This is a genomic window from Methylobacterium sp. Leaf117 (assembly GCF_001422985.1).
Taxonomy (GTDB): Bacteria; Pseudomonadota; Alphaproteobacteria; order Rhizobiales; family Beijerinckiaceae; genus Methylobacterium.
Genome location: NZ_LMNL01000034.1, coordinates 582,908 through 599,146, shown reverse-complemented (window position 1 = coordinate 599,146; position 16,239 = coordinate 582,908). Strand labels below are relative to the sequence as shown.

The following is a 16,239-nucleotide window of genomic DNA, read 5'->3' as shown; positions in this document are numbered from 1 at the left end:
GTCCCAGTGCGGGACGAGGCCCGCGACCAGGGTGGGGCATCTGCACAGCGTTCACCACAGTCTTGCGGGATTTCAGGCGAGTTTCGAAGCAGGTCGACGGGGTTTCGCCCGAGGTTTGGTCAATAAAGCTCTGGAACGGAAATTGATCTGACTCTCCCAAGGGCCGTCGCGGTGTGTCGTGGCGGGACAACGGGGAGTAATGCGGCATGAATGACGCCGTCGGAGTCTTGATCGTCAATGAGCCATCCGGGTTCGCCTCGACCTTTCGAGCGGTGATCGAACATGAGCCGCGTCTGCAGACTTTAAGTGAATCGGATCTCGCGCGCGCACCGGCGCGGAGCGTCGCCCTGGTCTTCGTCGGATCGCAGCCGGAGGCCTCGATTGCCGCCGACATCGCGGCTCTCAAGGAGCGCGCGCCGGGCCTAAACGTCCTGGTGGGCTTCGACCTGCTGCGCGCCGACCTGCTGCGCCAATTGGTGGAAGCGGGCGCCGACGCCTTCGTGGCCCGCAGCGCGACGCCGCGGGACGTGTGCGGCGCCATCCTGAGTCTGGCCGCCCGATCAGAGGCGCGGGGCGCCGAGACGCCGGCGCCGGCCGTGCTGCCCGCCAGCGAGGGCCTGACGCCGCGTGAGGCGGAGATCCTGCGCTTCCTCAGCGCCGGCTTCAGCAACAAGGAGGTGGCTCGCCGCCTGAACCTCAGCGTGCGCACGGTGGAGACCCACCGCCTCAACCTGCGTCGGAAGACCCAGACCGGTCGCCTGAAAGACCTCGTCGCCCTGGCGCGCCACCTCGGGCTCGCTCCGGTGGTCGAGGCCAGCCCCATGCGGTCGGGTGGCGAGCGCGGACGGGTCCAGCACCAGAGCGAGTGCGTGGCCCGGCTCTGAGCCGGGCCACGATGCCCCTCAGGCGGGGGTGAGACTTTCGTTGACCGCGGAGAGGGGACGCTTGGGCTTCTGCGCCACGTCGCCGCCGCGCATGGCCTCCTCGAGGGGCTCGGGGCCTTTGCGCAACAGCTTGGCGAGATAGTAGCTGCCGAAGCCGAAGATGAACGCGTAGGCGATCAGGAAGGCGATCAGGGAGGTCGTCACGGCATTGACCGTCAGGGGCGAATGCGCGTCCGCCGTCCGCAATTGACCATAGACGATGTAGGGCTGGCGCCCGATCTCGGCGGTGAACCAGCCGAACAGGACGGCGCCGAAGCCGGACGGCGTCATCAGCATCGCCGCCCTGAGGAACCAGCGGTTCGTGTAGAGCGTGCCCCGCCAGCGCAGGTAGAGACTCCACAGGCTCAGGCCCAGCATGGCCATGCCGATCGCCACCATGATGCGGAACGCATAGAACACGGGCCAGACCGGCGGGCGCTGGTCGCGCGGCACGTCCTTCAGGCCCGGCACCACCCCCGAGAAGTCGTGGGTGAGGATGAAGCTGCCGAGCCGCGGGATGCCGATCTCGAAGTCGTTCTTCTCCGCCTCCATGTTGGGAATCGCGAACAGCAGCAGGGGCATGTTCGCCTGCCGGTCCCAGTTGGCCTCGATCGCCGCGAGCTTGGTCGGCTGCAGCTTGAGCACCGCGAGACCGTGGCTGTCGCCGACGAAGATCTGGATCGGCGTGAAGATCACCGCGAACCACAGGGCCATGGACAGCGAGATCCGGGCGCCCGCCACCTTCTCGGCCGGTTCCTTGCGCCCGCGCAGGATCATCCAGGCCGACATGCCCGCCACCGCGAAGGCCGTGGTGAGGAAGCAGCCCAGCACCATGTGGGCATAGCGGATCGGGAAGGACGGGTTGAAGATCACCTTCCACCAGTCGGTGGCGATGGCCCGGCCGTTCTCCACGACGAACCCGTCCGGCGTCTGCATCCACGAATTGGCGGACAGGATCCAGAAGGCCGAGATCAGCGTCCCGAGCGCCACCATGCAGGTCGAGACGAAGTGCAGCCGGTCGCCGACCCGATCCCAGCCGAACAGCATGATCCCGAGGAAGCCCGCTTCGAGGAAGAAGGCGGTGATGACCTCGTATTGGATCAGCGGCCCCAGCACGTTGCCGGTGAAGTCGGAGTAGCGCGACCAGTTGGTGCCGAGCTGGTAGCTCATCACGATGCCGGAGACGACGCCGAGGCCGAACGAAACCGCGAAGACCTTGACCCAGAACCGGTACAGGTTCCGGTACATCGGGTTCTTGGTCCACAGCCACTGGGCTTCCAGGCGGGCGAGAAAGCTCGCCAGCCCGATGGTGAAGGCCGGGAAGATGATGTGGAAGGCCATGGTGAAGCCGAACTGGATGCGCGAGAGCAGGAGCGCGTCGACTTCCATAGGAAACCTCGTCCGATGCGGTGCCCGGAATCAGGGAACCTTGGAACAGCTATAGCGTAGAAGACGCCAAACCTGCACCCGGTTCACCGGGGCCGCTCAGGTCGCAGCCCGGGGGGAGAGACGGAGCCGCCGCGCTCAGGGCCTCCGCAACAGCCGCCGCGGTGCCCGGGCCAGCGCCGCGACGCCGAACAGGCCGAGGGCGACCACGCCGGTCAGGCCGGCGACGAGAAGGTCGCGATCCCGGCTCGTCCAATAGGCGCTGCGGGTGGCCTTGGTCCGGTCCGAAAAGCGCCCGTCGATGCCCACATCGCCCGGCACCGGCGCGAAGAGGTTGCCGGCCTTGTCGGGCGCCGGTTCATCGGTCAGCTGCGCCGACCACATCGTGGCGGCCTTGGCATCGGCGTAGCCCGGCATCAGGGCCTGGGCGGCGGCCATCATCACCGTGCTGTGGCCGACCCAGACCTCGCGGCTCGGATTCTCGGCCGTGGCGACGATGGCCTCGGCGCAGAGGCGCGGATCGTAGACCGGGTCGGGGGCGTACTGCCCGTGGCCGGTGCGGTTGCGGGCCCAGTTGAACTGCGGGGTGTTGACGGCCGGCAGGTAGACCACGCTGAGGGAGACGTCGACCGCGTCGTGGATCAGTTCGGAGCGCAGGGCGTCGGTGAAGCCCGAGACCGCGAACTTCGCCGCGCAATAGGGCGCCTGTAGCGGCGCCGCGCGGATGCCGAGGCCGGACGAGACCTGGATGATGGCGCCCCGGTTGCGCGGCTTCATGTGGCGCAGGGCCGCGAGCGTTCCGTAGACCTGGCTCAGATAGGTCGTCTCGGTGACCCGCTTGTACTCGTCCGGCGTGATCCGGTCGGCCGGGTTCACGATGGTCGCCATCGCGTTGTTGACCCAGGCCCGGATCGGCCCGATCTCGCCCTCAATCCGCTCGGCGGCGGCGTCGATTGCAGCCGCATCCGCCACATCCGCCGAGATCGCCAGGACGGACCCGCCATAGGCCGCGAGCGCGGCCTCGGTCCTCCGCAGGCGCTCCGGATCGCGGGCGATGACCGCGACCGCCCAGCCGCGCCGGGCGAAGAGGTGGGCGGTGGCAAGCCCGATTCCGGCGGTTCCACCGGTAACGACCGCGACCTTGGTCATGATGTTGGTATCCTCAACCCGGGAGAGCTTGCCCAAGACAGCCTGTCCAAGACAGCCTGTCCAAGACGTCTGCCGACGACAGCTTGCGCCAACGGTCTCACGCCAGCGCCGTTGCTCTTCGACCGGCGTGCCCAAACGACACGGGATCGCGGAAAGCTTCTCGTGGGCGAAACCTGACACTCGGTTCCGTCTGTTTGTGTCCCTTCACCGACCTCAAGAAGCTCCGCTTCGCAGCAGCTTGGTGGAGGATGACCGACGCCTGAACCGGATGGATTTTTGCCGGTCCGCGTTCGGGCGTGAGGATGGAAGAAGCGGACACCTGGCCGTGCTTTCGACGAACACCCGGGGGCTCTCACAATGCGTTCTCGGCGCAGGCTGACCAAAGAACCGTGGATCAGGAACAAGCGTCCCGTAGGACGCCTGTTTGCTGCGCAGCCAAGCGTTGACCTCAGTTCGCCCGGGCCACCTCGACGAGGTTGTCCGAGAAGGACGGGGCGTGGCCCATGTCGGTGAAGGCCCCCGAGGAGATGCTGTTGACCGTGCCCTCGTTGAGCTGACGCCAGTAGCCGAGCGTCGCGACCACGATGCCGGCCTTCACATCGTCGGTGATGCGCGCCACGCCTTTGAAGGCGCCGCGGTCGTTGGCAACCTGAACCTTGTCGCCGTCCCTGATACCGCGGGTGTCGGCGTCGGCTTGGTTGATCATCACGAACTGCTCGCCCTGGCCCTTCTGCTTGTCCTCCATGTTGGCGTAGCAGGAGTTCAGGAAGTAGTGGCTCTTGGGCGAGACGATGTTGAGCGGGAAGCGCTTGGCCAGTGCCGGGTCGTTGGTGTGGGACTCGCGCGGGCCGAGGTAGTCGGGTAGCGGATCGAGCGCTTCGCCGGGCTGGAAGCCCTCGTACATCTGCCGGAACGGTGGCGCGACGAAGTTCGTGGCGCCCTCGACCATGAACATGCACTTGCCGGTCGGCGTCGGGAAGTTGCCCTCGCGGTGGGGCGCGCGGTCGTCCGGCGTGCCGACCTTCAGCCGGGCGAAGCCGTGCTCGCGCATGTACTGGAGGTCGATGCCCTCGCAGGCCGGCGCGTTCCAGTCGACGTAGTGCTCCAGGCACTCCGTGTCGGTCCACTTGAAGTTCTCTTCCTCAAAACCGAGCCGGGCGGCGAGCTGGCGGAAGATCTCGTTGTTCGGGATCGCCTCGCCGGGCGCCTCCGCGCATTTGGTGTTGTAGGTCAGGTAGAGGTGGCCCCAGGACAGGATCATGTCCTCCATCTCCGCGCCCATCGTCGCCGGAAGCACGATGTCGGCATAGGAGGCGGTGTCCGAGATGAAGTGCTCGGCCGAGACCATGAACAGGTCCTCGCGCATCAGCCCGGCGACGATCTTGTCGGTCTCGGGCGCCTGCGTGACGGGGTTCGAGTTCCAGCACATCATCGACATGATCGGCGGGTCGAGCTTCAGCTCGCCGGTGAGCGCGCGTCCGATCTGAAGGTTGCTGATGACGCGGGTACCCTCCGGGATCAGGTCGGGCCGGCACATCACGTCGAACTTGTAGGGATGCTCCCAGACACCGAACTGGGTGACGCCGCCGCCGACGTGGCGCCAGGCGCCGGTGAGCGCCGGGATGGACGACACCGCCCGGATGGTCTGGCCACCGCCGTAATGCCGTTCCAGCGCCACGCCCATGCGGATGCCGACCGGCTGCTCGGTCGCCATCTCGCGGGCGAGCTTGCGGATGTCCTCGGCCGGGACGCCGGTGATCTCGGCAGCCCATTCCGGCGTGCGGGTGCTGGCCCGCTCCTTCAACTCCTCGAAGCCGACCGTGTAGTTGTCGACGTAGTCTTGGTCGACCAGGCCTTGCTCGATGATCGAGTTGATGAGCGCCATGGCGAGCGCGCCATCGGTGCCGGGCTTCGGCGCGATGTGCCAGTCGGCCGCCTTGGCGGTGCGGGAGGCGTAGGTGTCGATGACGACGACCTTGGCGCCCTTCTTCTGGGCGTCCTTGACGATGGCCCAGTGGTGCAGGTTCGTGCTGACCGAGTTGCAGGCCCAGATCACGATGTACTTGGAGTGGATGTAGCTGTCCGGGTCGAGTCCCGCGGTCGGGCCGACGGTGAGAAGCCAGGCAGTGCACGAGCCCTCGCCGCAGAAGGTGCGCTCGGTCACGGTGGCGCCCATGCGGTTGAAGAAGGCATCGCCGCCGTTCAACCCGTGCACCAGGCCCTGGTTGCCGAGGTAGCTGTAGGGCGCGATCGCCTCGGGGCCGTACTGGTCGATGATCGCCTTCCAGCGCGTGACGATGGTGTCGAGGGCCTCGTCCCATGTGATGCGCTCGAACTGCTTGGAGCCCTTCGGGCCGACGCGCTTCATCGGGTAGAGCAGCCGGTCCGGGTGGTAATGGCGCTTCTCGTAGTCCTTCAGCTTCACGCACAAACCGCCGCGGGTCATCGGATGATCTGGATTGCCGCGCACGCCGAGCAGCTCCCCGTCCTTGACCTCGAAGATCATCGAGCAGGTGTCGGGACAGTCGTGCGGGCAGCCGCCGAAGAAGGTCTCGGTCAGGCTCTCGGCCTCGGCGACGATCAGGGAGTCGGGCTTGACGATCTCGTTCATGTTTCCTCCACGGCCGAGCGTCCCGCCTTATTTTTCTGGCGGGCCGGCCCAGTGCGTCAGCACAATGCACTCAAGTGCAAACAATTCCAAATTTTGGTCCGGTGGAAGGGCCAAATGAGTGTTGGGCCATGGTACCAACGGTTTTGTCGCGGATCGGCGCGGTCCGCCTGAGGCTTGGTTCGTGACGACAGGGACGGGGTACGTCACGGCCAGCAGGCGACCTCGGGCAGGATGGAACGTGTGGAACTGACGCTCACCCTAGACGCCAAGTCCGAGAAGCCGCTCCAGGCACAGGTGTTCGACCAGGTTCGGGAGATCATCCTGGATGGGCAGATCAAGGCCGGCATGGCACTGCCTCCAAGCCGATTGCTGGCGGAGCGCCTCCGCGTGTCCCGCAACACGGTGTTGCTGGCCTATGAACGCCTTGCGGCGGAGGGCTACGTGAGGGCGCGCGGCACGGCGGGCCTGTTCGTGGAGCCGATCTCGCCGGATAGTCTCCTCCTGATCCAACAGGGCAGTCGGTCCCTGACGAACGGCCCGGTGCCGGACGCATCGAGCGAACCCCTGCTGTGCTTCGCCGGCTCGCCCGGCGGCGGCGGCGACCGACCCGAACTCGACTTCTGGGTCGGGCGGTCCGATCCGGCGGGGTTCCCGCTGGCCATCTGGCGACGGATCGTGACGCGGCTTCTGGCGCGGGAGACGGCCTACCTCACCGATTACTGCGATCCGGCCGGCCTCCCGGATTTGCGCATGGCCATCAGCACGCACCTGCGGCGCGCCAGAGCGGTGGCGGTGACGGAAGATCAGGTCATCGTGACCACGGGTGGGCAGGACGCGCTCAACCTCGTGTTCAACTTGCTGAAGGGACACACCCGGCAACTCTGCATCGAGAATCCCTGCTACCTCGGAGCCTCGCTCATCTTCCGGAACGCCGGTCTGGAGATCCATCCGGTTCCGGTCGACGGCGAGGGGCTGCGAACGGACCTCCTGCCCACGGCCAAAGGCAGCCTGCTCTACGTCACGCCGTCGCATCAATTCCCAACCGGAGCCACCATGCCGCTGACGCGGCGCCTGGCCCTGCTGCGATGGGCGGAGGAAACCGACAGCTACATCGTCGAGGACGATTACGACAGCGACTTCCGGTACGACGGGCCGCCGCTGACGGCTCTGGCCGGTCTCGACGGAGGCCGGCGCGTCTTCTACGCCGGGACGTTCTCGAAGTCGGTAGGCGCCGGCCTGCGCATCGGCTTCGCCACGGTCCCGCGCATGTTTTGGGACGAGGCGCGGATGCTGAAAGCACGGATGAGCAATGGCCAGGCCTGGCTTGAGCAGGCCGCGCTCGCCGCCTTCATCGACGAGGGGCACTTCGACCGGCACCTGCGCCGCCTGAGGCAGGTCTACAAGGCGCGCCGTGACTGTCTGGTTGGAGCACTTCGCAGGACGTTCGACGGGGCTGTCGTCCTCGGCGGCGAGAGTGGCCTGCACCTGGTCTGGCGCCTCCCGCCCGGCTTTCCGCCCGCTCGGCAGATCCAGATCATGGCGCGAGAGCAGGGCATCGGCGTCTACGCCCTTTCGAGCGGAGCTGCCTACGACTTCGATCCGGGTGCACGGGACGACATGCTGGTCTTCGGCTACTCGTCGCTCAACGAAACGCAGATCGAGACAGCCGTCGGCGCGTTGCAGCGGATCGTGCTTGGGCAAGCAGACCGCAACGAAGGCACGGATTAGGTCTGCGTCAGAGCCCCCGACGAAATCGCTTCTTCGTGGTAGTTGGGTCGGAGGCGGAACGTCCGCTTCAGGGCGGAGGGTGAGGGGCCGCTCCCCCACCCCATACGGCCATCGCGTAGGCCGGCGGAGCCCGACCCGACCCAGCGTGCTGGCAGTCGTCGGGGCTGACCGAATGGGCGGCGGTGCAGGCAACGACATTTTCCGCATCGCCCTTGGCGACATCGCCGTCAGGGGCGCCACCGACCTGCTCGTGGACTTCCAGGATGCGGGCCAGACCGGGGGCGACGTGATCCGCTTCACGGGCTTTGCCGCGGGCTCGACGCTGGAGCTGGTCGGCGCCTCGGGCCATGCGCGAGTGTACGAGGTGCAGGACGGTGCAGGCCTGTCGGAAGGGCAAATCCTGGTCCGCGCGGGCGGTGCGCTGGGGCAAGTGTCGACGACCAGCGACGACGCCTTCGCCTGACCCTCGGATCAGGGACCCGGCTCAGTCCGGGTTCCCTGCCTCGGAGCGCCAAGATGCCAAACGGCAAAGTCAGCTCCGGCGTAAAAGCAGGCCGGCAGACATTCGCCCGCCCAGGACGTTCGGCGCGGGCCCCGAGGGGCAGGTCTTTCCTACGAGGCTGCGTGCTCCCGTGCGGTGTCGGAGGTTTCCGGACGCCGGGGCTCCTGTCCCGCCGTCTTCTTTTGCGGGGCCTGCTTGGACGCCGCTTTTTTCGGTGCGGTCTTTCCGTTCGGTGCGGTCTTCGCCTTCGGGGAGGTCTTCGCTTTCGAGGTGGTCTTCCGGCCGGCGACGGCATCGACCGCCTTCGCGACCCGCTTGCGGACGGACTTCCTCGTAACCTTCCCGGTGGCCTGCTCGGCTGTCTTGCCAGCCGCCTTCCCGGCCGCCTTCCCGACTGCCTTCTCAGCCGCCTTGCCGGCTCCTTGATCCGAGAGGGCTCGGCCCGTGTCGTCCTTCACCTCGGCCAGCCGCGCCTGGAGGAGGCCGAGCACTGCGGCTTCCTCGGGCCGGAGGCTGTCGAGGTCCTCGCGCAGCTCCTCCTCCACCGCGTCCTTGATCTGCAGCAGCAGGGCGCCTTCGAGGTAACAATCCAGCACCTGCGGGTGGATGTAGCACTTGCGGCAGATGGTCGGCGTGTTGCCGAGGCGCGCGGCGACGCCCTCGATGGCGGTGCGCAGGTTCTTCTTGGCCTTGGCCTCGCTGTCGAAGGCCTCGAATTCCTGGAGCGCCAGGGCGGCCAGCACCGTCCCGGCCCAGGTCCGGAAGTCCTTGGCGGTGATGTCCCGGCCGGTGATCTCGCGCAGATACGCGTTCACGTCCGCCGAGGTCACGTCGCGCACGGTGCCGTCCGCATCGCGATATTGGAACAGCTCCTGGCCCGGCAGGTCCTGGCAGGCCTTGACGATCCGGGCCACGCGCCGGTCCTTGAGGCCGAGGTCCCAGGTCTTGCCGCTCTTGCCCTTGAAGCGGAAGGTGAGGTCCGCGCCCTCGATCCGGGCGTGGCGGTCGCGCAGGGTGGTGAGGCCGAAGCTCTTGTTGGTGCGGGCGTAATCGTCGTTGCCGACCCGGATCAGCGTGGTCTCCAGGAGGTGGACCACGGTGGCCAGCACCTTCTCGCGGGGCAGGCCGCTGCGGCCCATATCGGCGTCCACCCGGGCGCGGATGGCCGGCAGCGCGTCGGCGAAGGCCATCACGTGCTCGAATTTGGTCAGGTCCCGGGCCGCACGGAAATCCGGGTGATAGCGGTACTGCTTGCGCCCCTTGGCGTCGCGTCCGGTCGCCTGGATGTGGCCGTTGGCCTTGGGACAGATCCAGACATCGGTATAGGCCGGCGGGATGGCGAGCGCGCGGATGCGGGCCAGAACCGTCTCGTCCCGCACCGGCCGCCCCTGGGCATCCCGGTAGCGGAAGCCGGTGCCGCTCTTGACGCGGGTGAGCCCCGGCATCGCGTCGTCGACGTAGCGCAGGCCGGCCTCCTCGGCCGCGTCGCGCGGATCGGCCACCGTGCCCTCTTCGTCGCGCGCCGTCGCCATGCTGGCACCCATCCCTGACGTTTCTGGTTGTCGATCAACGGGGCCGCGCCATACCGTGTTCCGGGCGCCGACGTGCTACATCCGGTCCAATGGAACACCCCGCCTCCGCCTCCTCCACAGCCTCCTCCACAGCCTCCTCCCCGGCTGCGTCCCGACGCCTCGTCCTCCTCAGCCCCGACGACGCGACCTTCGCGGCGCGCTTCCCGGTCCTGGTCGAGGCGGCCCTGGCGGCGGGGTTGAGGCCCACGGTGGTGACGCGGGTCGTCGACCATCGCGCCGCGATCGAGGCGCTTGGCGCCCGCGTGGTCCCCTTCGCCCTGGGGGTGTCCCGTCTCAACCCGATGGCGGCCGGCTACGAGGCCGGCCAGCTCGCCGGCATCCTCCGGGCGCTGGAGACCGACCTGATCCACTGCCTCGGCCTGCGCGCCATCGTGGTCGGCGGCTCGGCCGCCGCCATGGCGGGCCTCGGCGCCCGCATCTACCAGCCCGACGACCTTGCCGCCCTCGGCGCCCGCACCGACGCGGCCGGGCGCCTGTCGCGCCTGGCGCTCCGCGGCGTGGTCCGGGGGGCGCTCGCCACCCGTTCCACCCGGTTCCTGTGCGAGACCGCGGCCGATGCCGCCGCCCTGGGGCTCGATCCGGCCGAGACCGGGCTGGCGCTCGTCGGGCCGGACGGGCTCGGGGCCGCGGCCCGGACCCTGTACGAAGACCTCGCCCGCGCATGATCGCGTCCGCCGATCCCCTCGCGTTCATCCGGGCCAACACCCGGCTGCGACCGGTGCCGCACGCGCCCGAAATCGTCCTGCACGTGGCCGACGAGGCCACCGAGCTGTGGCAGAAGACCGAGGACGAGTTGGAGGCGATCGGCCTGCCGCCGCCGTTCTGGGCTTTCGCCTGGGCCGGCGGCCAGGCGCTCGCCCGCTACCTTCTCGACACGCCCGGGATCGTGGCGGGACGCCGGGTCCTCGACTTCGCCTCGGGCTCGGGCCTCGTGGCGATCGCGGCGGCGAAGGCCGGCGCGGTCCACGTCACCGCCAGCGACCTCGATCCCTTCGCGATCCCGGCCATCGGCCTGAACGCGGAGGCCAACGGCGTCGCCGGCCGGATCGAGGCGGTGTCGCGCGACCTCATCGGCTCGGACCCCGGCAGCGCCGTGGTGCTCGCCGCCGACATCTTCTACGAGCAGGACCTCGCGGGCCGCGTCACCGAATGGCTCTCGGGCCTCCATGCGCGCGGCGCCACCGTGCTGGTGGGCGATCCCGGCCGGTCCTACCTGCCGCGCGACCGCCTGACCGAGCTGGCGACCTACACGGTGCCGGTGAGCCGGAGCCTGGAGGATGCCGAGATCAAGCGCAGCAGCGTCTGGCGGTTCCGCGCCTGACAGGCCCCGGGACCGCCGTTCAGATCCGGCCGCGACGCTGGGCGTCGAGGCTCCAGGGGCCGGGACCGGCGGCGACGAGGTAGAGGAAGACGAAGCAGAACAGGATCGCGGCATCGCCGCCGTTGAGCGCCGGGAACGGGCTCTTGGGCGCATGCGCCAGGAAATACGCAACCGCCATCTGGCCCGAGAGCAGGAAGGCCACCGGCCGGGTGAACAGCCCGAGGACGATCAGCGTGCCGCCCACCAGCTCGAGGCTGCCGGCGATGCCCGGCAGGGAGAGCAGGTCGGGCGCGGGTCCACCGCCCATCCGGGCGGGGAAACCGAACAGCTTCTGGGTGCCGTGCTCCAGGAACAGCAGGCCCGACATGATCCGCAGGACGCTGAGCAGGCGCGGCGCCCAGGCGCTCATGGTGGCGGCGAGAGGCATGGCTTGGTCTCCGGAGGGGGTGCGCGGCGCGCCCGCAAGGCCGACCCTAGCGCGCCGGATCGGCCGCGGCGACCCGTGCGCCCCGCCTCCGCTGGGGATCGCTGCCTAGAGACCGTCGTCGAAGTCCGGCGGGCCGAGGCGGCGCCAGGCGGCGGCGATGCGGTCCGGCTTGACGTCGAGGGCCTCGGCACAGGCCATGAGCGTCGCCTCGTCACCCATGATATGATCGAGGATGCCGGCCAGGAATCCAGGGTCCTGGGCACTGGCCCGCAAGGTCTCGGGGGTGACGCCGGTGGCGTTCAGGAACGGAAACAGGCGCTCGTCGTCGGTGGCCATCCAGGCGAGGGCCGCCAGGGCCAGGCCTTCGGCGGAGGCGTCTCCGCCATTGGGTTTGCGTTTCGTCAACATGTATCCGCTAAATCTCCTCAGGCGGGGCATGCGTCGAACGACAATGGGCCGTCCACGCATCGGGGACAACGGGCCATGAAGAAGACGGTGCTCATCGTCGAGGACAACGAACTCAACATGAAGCTCTTCAACGACCTGTTGGAGGGCCATGGCTACGCCACGTTGAAGACCGCCAACGGCATCGAGGCCATCGAGCTCGCCCGCGCCCACCACCCCGACCTGATCCTGATGGACATCCAGTTGCCCGAGGTGTCCGGCCTCGAAGTCACGAAGTGGCTCAAGGAGGACGACGACCTCAAGGGGATCCCCGTCATCGCCATCACGGCCTTCGCCATGAAGGGCGACGAGGAGCGCATCCGCGAGGGCGGCTGCGAGGCCTACCTGTCGAAACCGATCTCGGTGGCGAAGTTCCTCGCCACCGTCCGCCAATACCTGGGCGACGCCCGGACCGCCTGACCCGATCGCCTCGCACACCGCGTCCCCGACGGCCTAGAACGAACGACCTTGCGCGAGGAACGATGTCGGCCCGCATCCTGATCGTCGATGATCTCTTCCCGAACGTGAAGCTCCTGGAGACCAAGCTCTCCCTGGAGTATTTCGACGTTCTGGCGGCGATGAACGGACCCGATGCCCTCGCGATCTGCGAGAAGGGCCTGTGCGACCTCGTGCTGCTCGACGTGATGATGCCCGGCATGGATGGCTTCGAGGTCTGCCGCCGGCTCAAGAGCAACCCCAACACCGCCCATCTTCCGGTGGTCATGGTCACGGCCCTCGACCAGCCCTCGGACCGCCTGCGCGGCCTCGATGCGGGCGCCGACGATTTCCTGACGAAACCGATCGACGACACCGCCCTGTTCGCCCGGGTGCGCAGCCTCGTGCGCCTGAAGGCCGTGACGGACGAGCTGCGCTCCCGCGCCATGGCCTCGCGCGACTTCGGCATCGGCGATCCGCTCGCCCTCGCGACCGCCGAGACCGGGCTCGACGCCTCGATCCTCCTCGTCGAGGACCGCCCCGGATCGGCCGACCGCCTCGCCGCGGCGCTGGGCCAGCATCACACCCTGACGGTCGAGGCCGACCCGCACAGGGCCCTGGTGCTGGCCACGGAGGGCAACTTCGACCTCGCTCTCGTCAGCCTCGACATCCAGGGCTTCGACGGGCTGCGCCTGTGCAGCCAGCTGCGCTCCCTCGACCGCACCCGCTCGATGCCCGTGATGATGATCGCCGAGGAGCATGACCGCGCCCGGGTCATCCGCGGCCTCGATTTCGGCGTCCACGACTACCTGATGCGGCCGGTGGACCGGAACGAACTCGTCGCCCGGGTGCGCACGCAGGTGCGCCGCCGCCGCTTCTCGGACGCCCTGCGGGGCGCCGTCCAGGCCTCGATGGAACTCGCCATCACCGACGGCCTGACGGGGCTGCACAACCGGCGCTATCTCGACAGCCATCTCGGCGCGATGTTCAACGAGGCGGCCCTGCGCAACCGGCCGGTCGCGGCCCTGATGCTCGACATCGATCGCTTCAAATCGATCAACGACACCTATGGCCACGAGGCCGGCGACGAGGTGCTCAAGGCCTTCGCGGAGCGCATCCGCACCCATACCCGCGGCATCGACATCGTCGCCCGCTACGGCGGCGAGGAGATCGTCATCATCCTGCCCGATGCCGAGGCCGACGGCGCCTACGCCATCGCCGAGCGCATCCGCGAGCGGATCGAGGCGGCGCCCTTCGCCATCCAGCGCGAGACCCGGACCGTGCCGGTGACCGTCTCCATCGGGGTGGCCTGGCGCCGGGCCGAGGATGCCGGCCCCGCCGACATGCTCAAGCGCGCCGATCTCGCCCTGTACCGGGCCAAGAGCACCGGCCGGAACCGGGTCGAGGCGGCCGCCGCCTGAAGGCGGCAACCGCCAAGGTCAAGAAGCCGCCAAGGTCAGCAACCGCCAAGGTCCGCAACCGCCAAGCTGGGCTTACTGGAGCTGATGGCCCTTCTTGGCCATCTCGGCCCGCACCCGGACCATGATGTATTCCGAGACGTCCTGGGTCCAGTTCTGCATGGCCTGCACCATCTCGTCGAGCACCTGAGGCTGGGTCTCGACGTAGCGCTTGCCGGCGGGCGAGCGGAAGAAGGTCGCGATCTCGTTCAGCTCGGCCTCGGAGAGGCGCGAGGCGTAGATGCGCGCGGCCGTGTCGATCATCGTCTGCTTCTGCATCTCCATCTCGGGTTCGAGGGAGGCCAGCACCGTATCGAGGTCCTTGGTCAGTTCGGGACGGGTCACCGCGCCCTGGCGGATCCGCTCGCTGAAGGCGGGGATGATCGAGTCGAACGAGCGGGCGATGCCGGAATTCAGCATCACCTCCCGGGCGAGCGCCAAGTGGTTCGCCGAGTAGGCGGGCGTCTGCGCGGCGGGCGTGCTCGGCGCGGCGGCGGCGGCGGGGGCGGGCGGCTTGGTGCCGGGCTTGGCGTTGGCGGCCGGCGGCTTCGCTGCCGGGGCCTGGGCCAGGGCAGCCAGGGGGGCACCGGCGAGGACGAGGGCGGCCAGGGCGGCAAGGCGGCGGGACATGGCGGACGCTCCGGGAAGGACAGAAGTCGGGAAGAATTCGAAATCAGGAAAGATTGGGCGGCAGAACGTGAGCGGAACGGCGTGCGAGCTTGCCTTCAGACGGTGCCGAGGCGGGTCACCACCGCCTGTCCGTCCCGTGCCTCGGCCAGGATGGCGCCGGTGGCGAGACCGAGGAACAGGCCGTGCTCGACCACGCCCGGCACCGCCCACAGGGCGCCCGAGAGGGTTTCGGGGTCGGGGATGCGCTGGAGATGGGCGTCGAGGATATGATGGCCGCCGTCGCTGACGAACGGCGCCCCGTCCTGCATCCGCAGGACGATGTCCCCGGTGCAGCCGCTCGCCCGCAGGGCCTCCGCGACGGCCTTCCGGGTGGCGCCGAGCCCGAAGGCGTTGACCTCGATCGGCAGGGGGAAGGCCCCGAGGGTCTCGACGCGCTTGGCGGCATCGGCGATCACCACCATGCGGCGGCTGGCGAAGGCCACGATCTTCTCGCGCAGCAGCGCGCCGCCGCCGCCCTTCACGAGGCGCATCGCGCCGTCGATCTCGTCGGCGCCGTCGATGGTCAGATCGAGCTCGGGCAGGTCCTCCAGGGTGGCGAGGCGGATGCCGGCCGCCTCCGCCGCGACCCGCGTCGCCTCGGAGGTCGGCACGCCGACGACGTCGAGGCCGGCGCGCACGCGCTCACCGAGCAATGCGACGAAGACGTTGGCGGTGGAGCCGGTGCCGATTCCGAGGCGCATCCCGGGCGTGACCAGCCCGACGGCGACCTCGGCCGCGGCGCGGCGCAGATCCGGCCCGCTCACGCGGGGGCTCCGGCGACTTCGGAAGAACGGGCGTGCGGCATGGGACGGCTCGGGCGAGGGGCGGGGAGCGAAGCGCGCCGGTGGCGCGGGAGGATGCGACCGGGTGCCCCTAGCACGCCGGGCCGGCCGGTCCAACGCGGCGTGCCGCCGATGCCGCCTCGCTCCGCCGTGGCTGTCACTGCGCGAGGCTTACAGTCCGCTGCGCGTGGCTTGCCGTCCACTGCGCGAGGCTTGCCGTCAGGGGCGTCCGCTCTGGGGCGGCGTGGCGCTCGGCCCGGCCCGCCCCGGCGCGGCCCCGGTGGCCGGGGCTTCGTCCGCGCCCGGACCGGTCGGATTCGCCTGGGCGGTGCAGACCACGGCCTCCTTCTGCAGCTGCACGTAGCAGATGCTCATCTCGCCGGTGCGGTAATTGACCCGGAACACCCCCGCCTCGCGGGTGTGGCGCGAGGCCACGAGACCGTATTCCGAGGGGGCCTGCGCGCTCGCTCCCTCGCCGGAGCCGTAGCACACGGTGACGCCGACGCTGCCGACGGCGCCCTCGCGCAGGCCGTACTGACAGGAGGTGACCTCGCCCGTGACCTTGTCGATGCGGTAGACCCGGTTGAGGTCGATCTGCGGGGCCGGCACGAACTCGAACGAGGCCGCCCGGGCCGGGCTCCCGAGCGCCGGGAGCAGCCCGGTCGTCAGAAGCAGGGCTCCGGCCAGGCGGACAAACATCGGATGCAGGATCGAACGCATCGGGGGCCTTCGTGAATGCTGGGGGGCGCGTGACGGGAGATCGGACGGGGTCCGGCGCAGCGCTAGCGCGGCCTTGCGGCGCAACCGTGACCC

15 protein-coding genes and 1 pseudogene are annotated in these 16,239 nt (G+C 69.1%); 7 read left to right on the top strand and 9 right to left on the bottom strand.

Going from position 1 to position 16,239, the window contains the following annotated elements; all coding sequences use genetic code 11:
* The first annotated feature begins 206 nt into the window (after window positions 1-206).
* Entirely contained in the window at window positions 207-884 is a 678-nt protein-coding gene (locus ASF57_RS17390; protein WP_056182461.1) for a response regulator transcription factor, read from the top strand.
* 18 nt (window positions 885-902) lie between these two features.
* Here ASF57_RS17390 and ASF57_RS17385 read toward each other — a convergent pair whose 3' ends face one another.
* From ASF57_RS17385 to ASF57_RS17375, 3 genes are all read right to left on the bottom strand, one after another.
* Complete coding sequence (locus ASF57_RS17385; RefSeq protein WP_056182457.1) at window positions 903-2,312, bottom strand: cytochrome ubiquinol oxidase subunit I; 1,410 nt, start codon at window positions 2,310-2,312, stop codon at window positions 903-905.
* A gap of 135 nt (window positions 2,313-2,447) precedes the next feature.
* Complete coding sequence (locus tag ASF57_RS17380) at window positions 2,448-3,458, bottom strand: SDR family oxidoreductase (RefSeq protein ID WP_056486088.1); 1,011 nt, start codon at window positions 3,456-3,458, stop codon at window positions 2,448-2,450.
* Window positions 3,459-3,906: 448 nt separating this feature from the next.
* The gene (locus tag ASF57_RS17375) at window positions 3,907-6,069 is read right to left on the bottom strand and encodes a molybdopterin oxidoreductase family protein (protein WP_056485419.1); all 2,163 of its coding nucleotides are present in this window, start codon (window positions 6,067-6,069) and stop codon (window positions 3,907-3,909) included.
* A gap of 240 nt (window positions 6,070-6,309) precedes the next feature.
* Between ASF57_RS17375 and ASF57_RS17370 the strand changes: the two genes are divergently transcribed.
* Entirely contained in the window at window positions 6,310-7,797 is a 1,488-nt protein-coding gene (locus tag ASF57_RS17370; RefSeq protein WP_056182452.1) for a PLP-dependent aminotransferase family protein, read from the top strand.
* A gap of 145 nt (window positions 7,798-7,942) precedes the next feature.
* Window positions 7,943-8,260, top strand: a complete 318-nt coding sequence (locus tag ASF57_RS17365) for a hypothetical protein (RefSeq protein WP_156376211.1) — start codon at window positions 7,943-7,945, stop codon at window positions 8,258-8,260.
* Between the two features lie 503 nt (window positions 8,261-8,763).
* Here ASF57_RS17365 and ASF57_RS17360 read toward each other — a convergent pair.
* A pseudogene (locus ASF57_RS17360) lies at window positions 8,764-9,831 on the bottom strand (DNA topoisomerase IB); the annotation flags it as partial.
* A gap of 89 nt (window positions 9,832-9,920) precedes the next feature.
* Here ASF57_RS17360 and ASF57_RS17355 point away from each other — a divergent pair.
* Together ASF57_RS17355 and ASF57_RS17350 are read left to right on the top strand one after the other, a co-directional pair.
* The gene (locus ASF57_RS17355; RefSeq protein WP_056485415.1) at window positions 9,921-10,556 is read left to right on the top strand and encodes a hypothetical protein; all 636 of its coding nucleotides are present in this window, start codon (window positions 9,921-9,923) and stop codon (window positions 10,554-10,556) included.
* Window positions 10,553-11,212 carry a methyltransferase gene (locus ASF57_RS17350; protein ID WP_056485413.1) on the top strand — a complete coding sequence of 220 codons (660 nt, stop codon included), beginning with the start codon at window positions 10,553-10,555 and terminating at the stop codon, window positions 11,210-11,212. The genes ASF57_RS17355 and ASF57_RS17350 overlap by 4 nt, the downstream gene beginning before the upstream one ends.
* A gap of 19 nt (window positions 11,213-11,231) precedes the next feature.
* On the opposite strand, the gene ASF57_RS17345 is transcribed toward ASF57_RS17350, so the two are convergent.
* On the bottom strand, window positions 11,232-11,639 hold the full coding sequence (locus ASF57_RS17345) for a DoxX family protein (RefSeq protein WP_056485411.1): 408 nt from the start codon (window positions 11,637-11,639) through the stop codon (window positions 11,232-11,234).
* Window positions 11,640-11,744: 105 nt separating this feature from the next.
* Window positions 11,745-12,047 carry a DUF3572 domain-containing protein gene (locus ASF57_RS17340; RefSeq protein WP_056485409.1) on the bottom strand — a complete coding sequence of 101 codons (303 nt, stop codon included), beginning with the start codon at window positions 12,045-12,047 and terminating at the stop codon, window positions 11,745-11,747.
* 75 nt (window positions 12,048-12,122) lie between these two features.
* Here ASF57_RS17340 and ASF57_RS17335 point away from each other — a divergent pair, with 75 nt between their 5' ends.
* Together ASF57_RS17335 and ASF57_RS17330 are read left to right on the top strand one after the other, a co-directional pair.
* Window positions 12,123-12,503, top strand: coding sequence for a response regulator (locus ASF57_RS17335; RefSeq protein WP_056182436.1), 381 nt, complete (start codon window positions 12,123-12,125; stop codon window positions 12,501-12,503).
* Window positions 12,504-12,565: 62 nt separating this feature from the next.
* Window positions 12,566-13,939, top strand: coding sequence for a PleD family two-component system response regulator (locus ASF57_RS17330; protein WP_056182433.1), 1,374 nt, complete (start codon window positions 12,566-12,568; stop codon window positions 13,937-13,939).
* Between the two features lie 72 nt (window positions 13,940-14,011).
* Here the strand turns inward: ASF57_RS17330 and ASF57_RS17325 are convergent, their stop codons facing one another.
* The 3 genes from ASF57_RS17325 to ASF57_RS17315 all read right to left on the bottom strand — a co-directional run bounded on the left by ASF57_RS17325 (window position 14,012) and on the right by ASF57_RS17315 (window position 16,125).
* Window positions 14,012-14,605, bottom strand: a complete 594-nt coding sequence (locus tag ASF57_RS17325) for a DUF2059 domain-containing protein (RefSeq protein ID WP_056485407.1) — start codon at window positions 14,603-14,605, stop codon at window positions 14,012-14,014.
* A gap of 95 nt (window positions 14,606-14,700) precedes the next feature.
* The gene (gene rpiA / locus ASF57_RS17320; RefSeq protein ID WP_056485405.1) at window positions 14,701-15,408 is read right to left on the bottom strand and encodes a ribose-5-phosphate isomerase RpiA; all 708 of its coding nucleotides are present in this window, start codon (window positions 15,406-15,408) and stop codon (window positions 14,701-14,703) included.
* A gap of 237 nt (window positions 15,409-15,645) precedes the next feature.
* The gene (locus tag ASF57_RS17315; protein WP_056486085.1) at window positions 15,646-16,125 is read right to left on the bottom strand and encodes a hypothetical protein; all 480 of its coding nucleotides are present in this window, start codon (window positions 16,123-16,125) and stop codon (window positions 15,646-15,648) included.
* Window positions 16,126-16,239 lie beyond the last annotated feature (114 nt).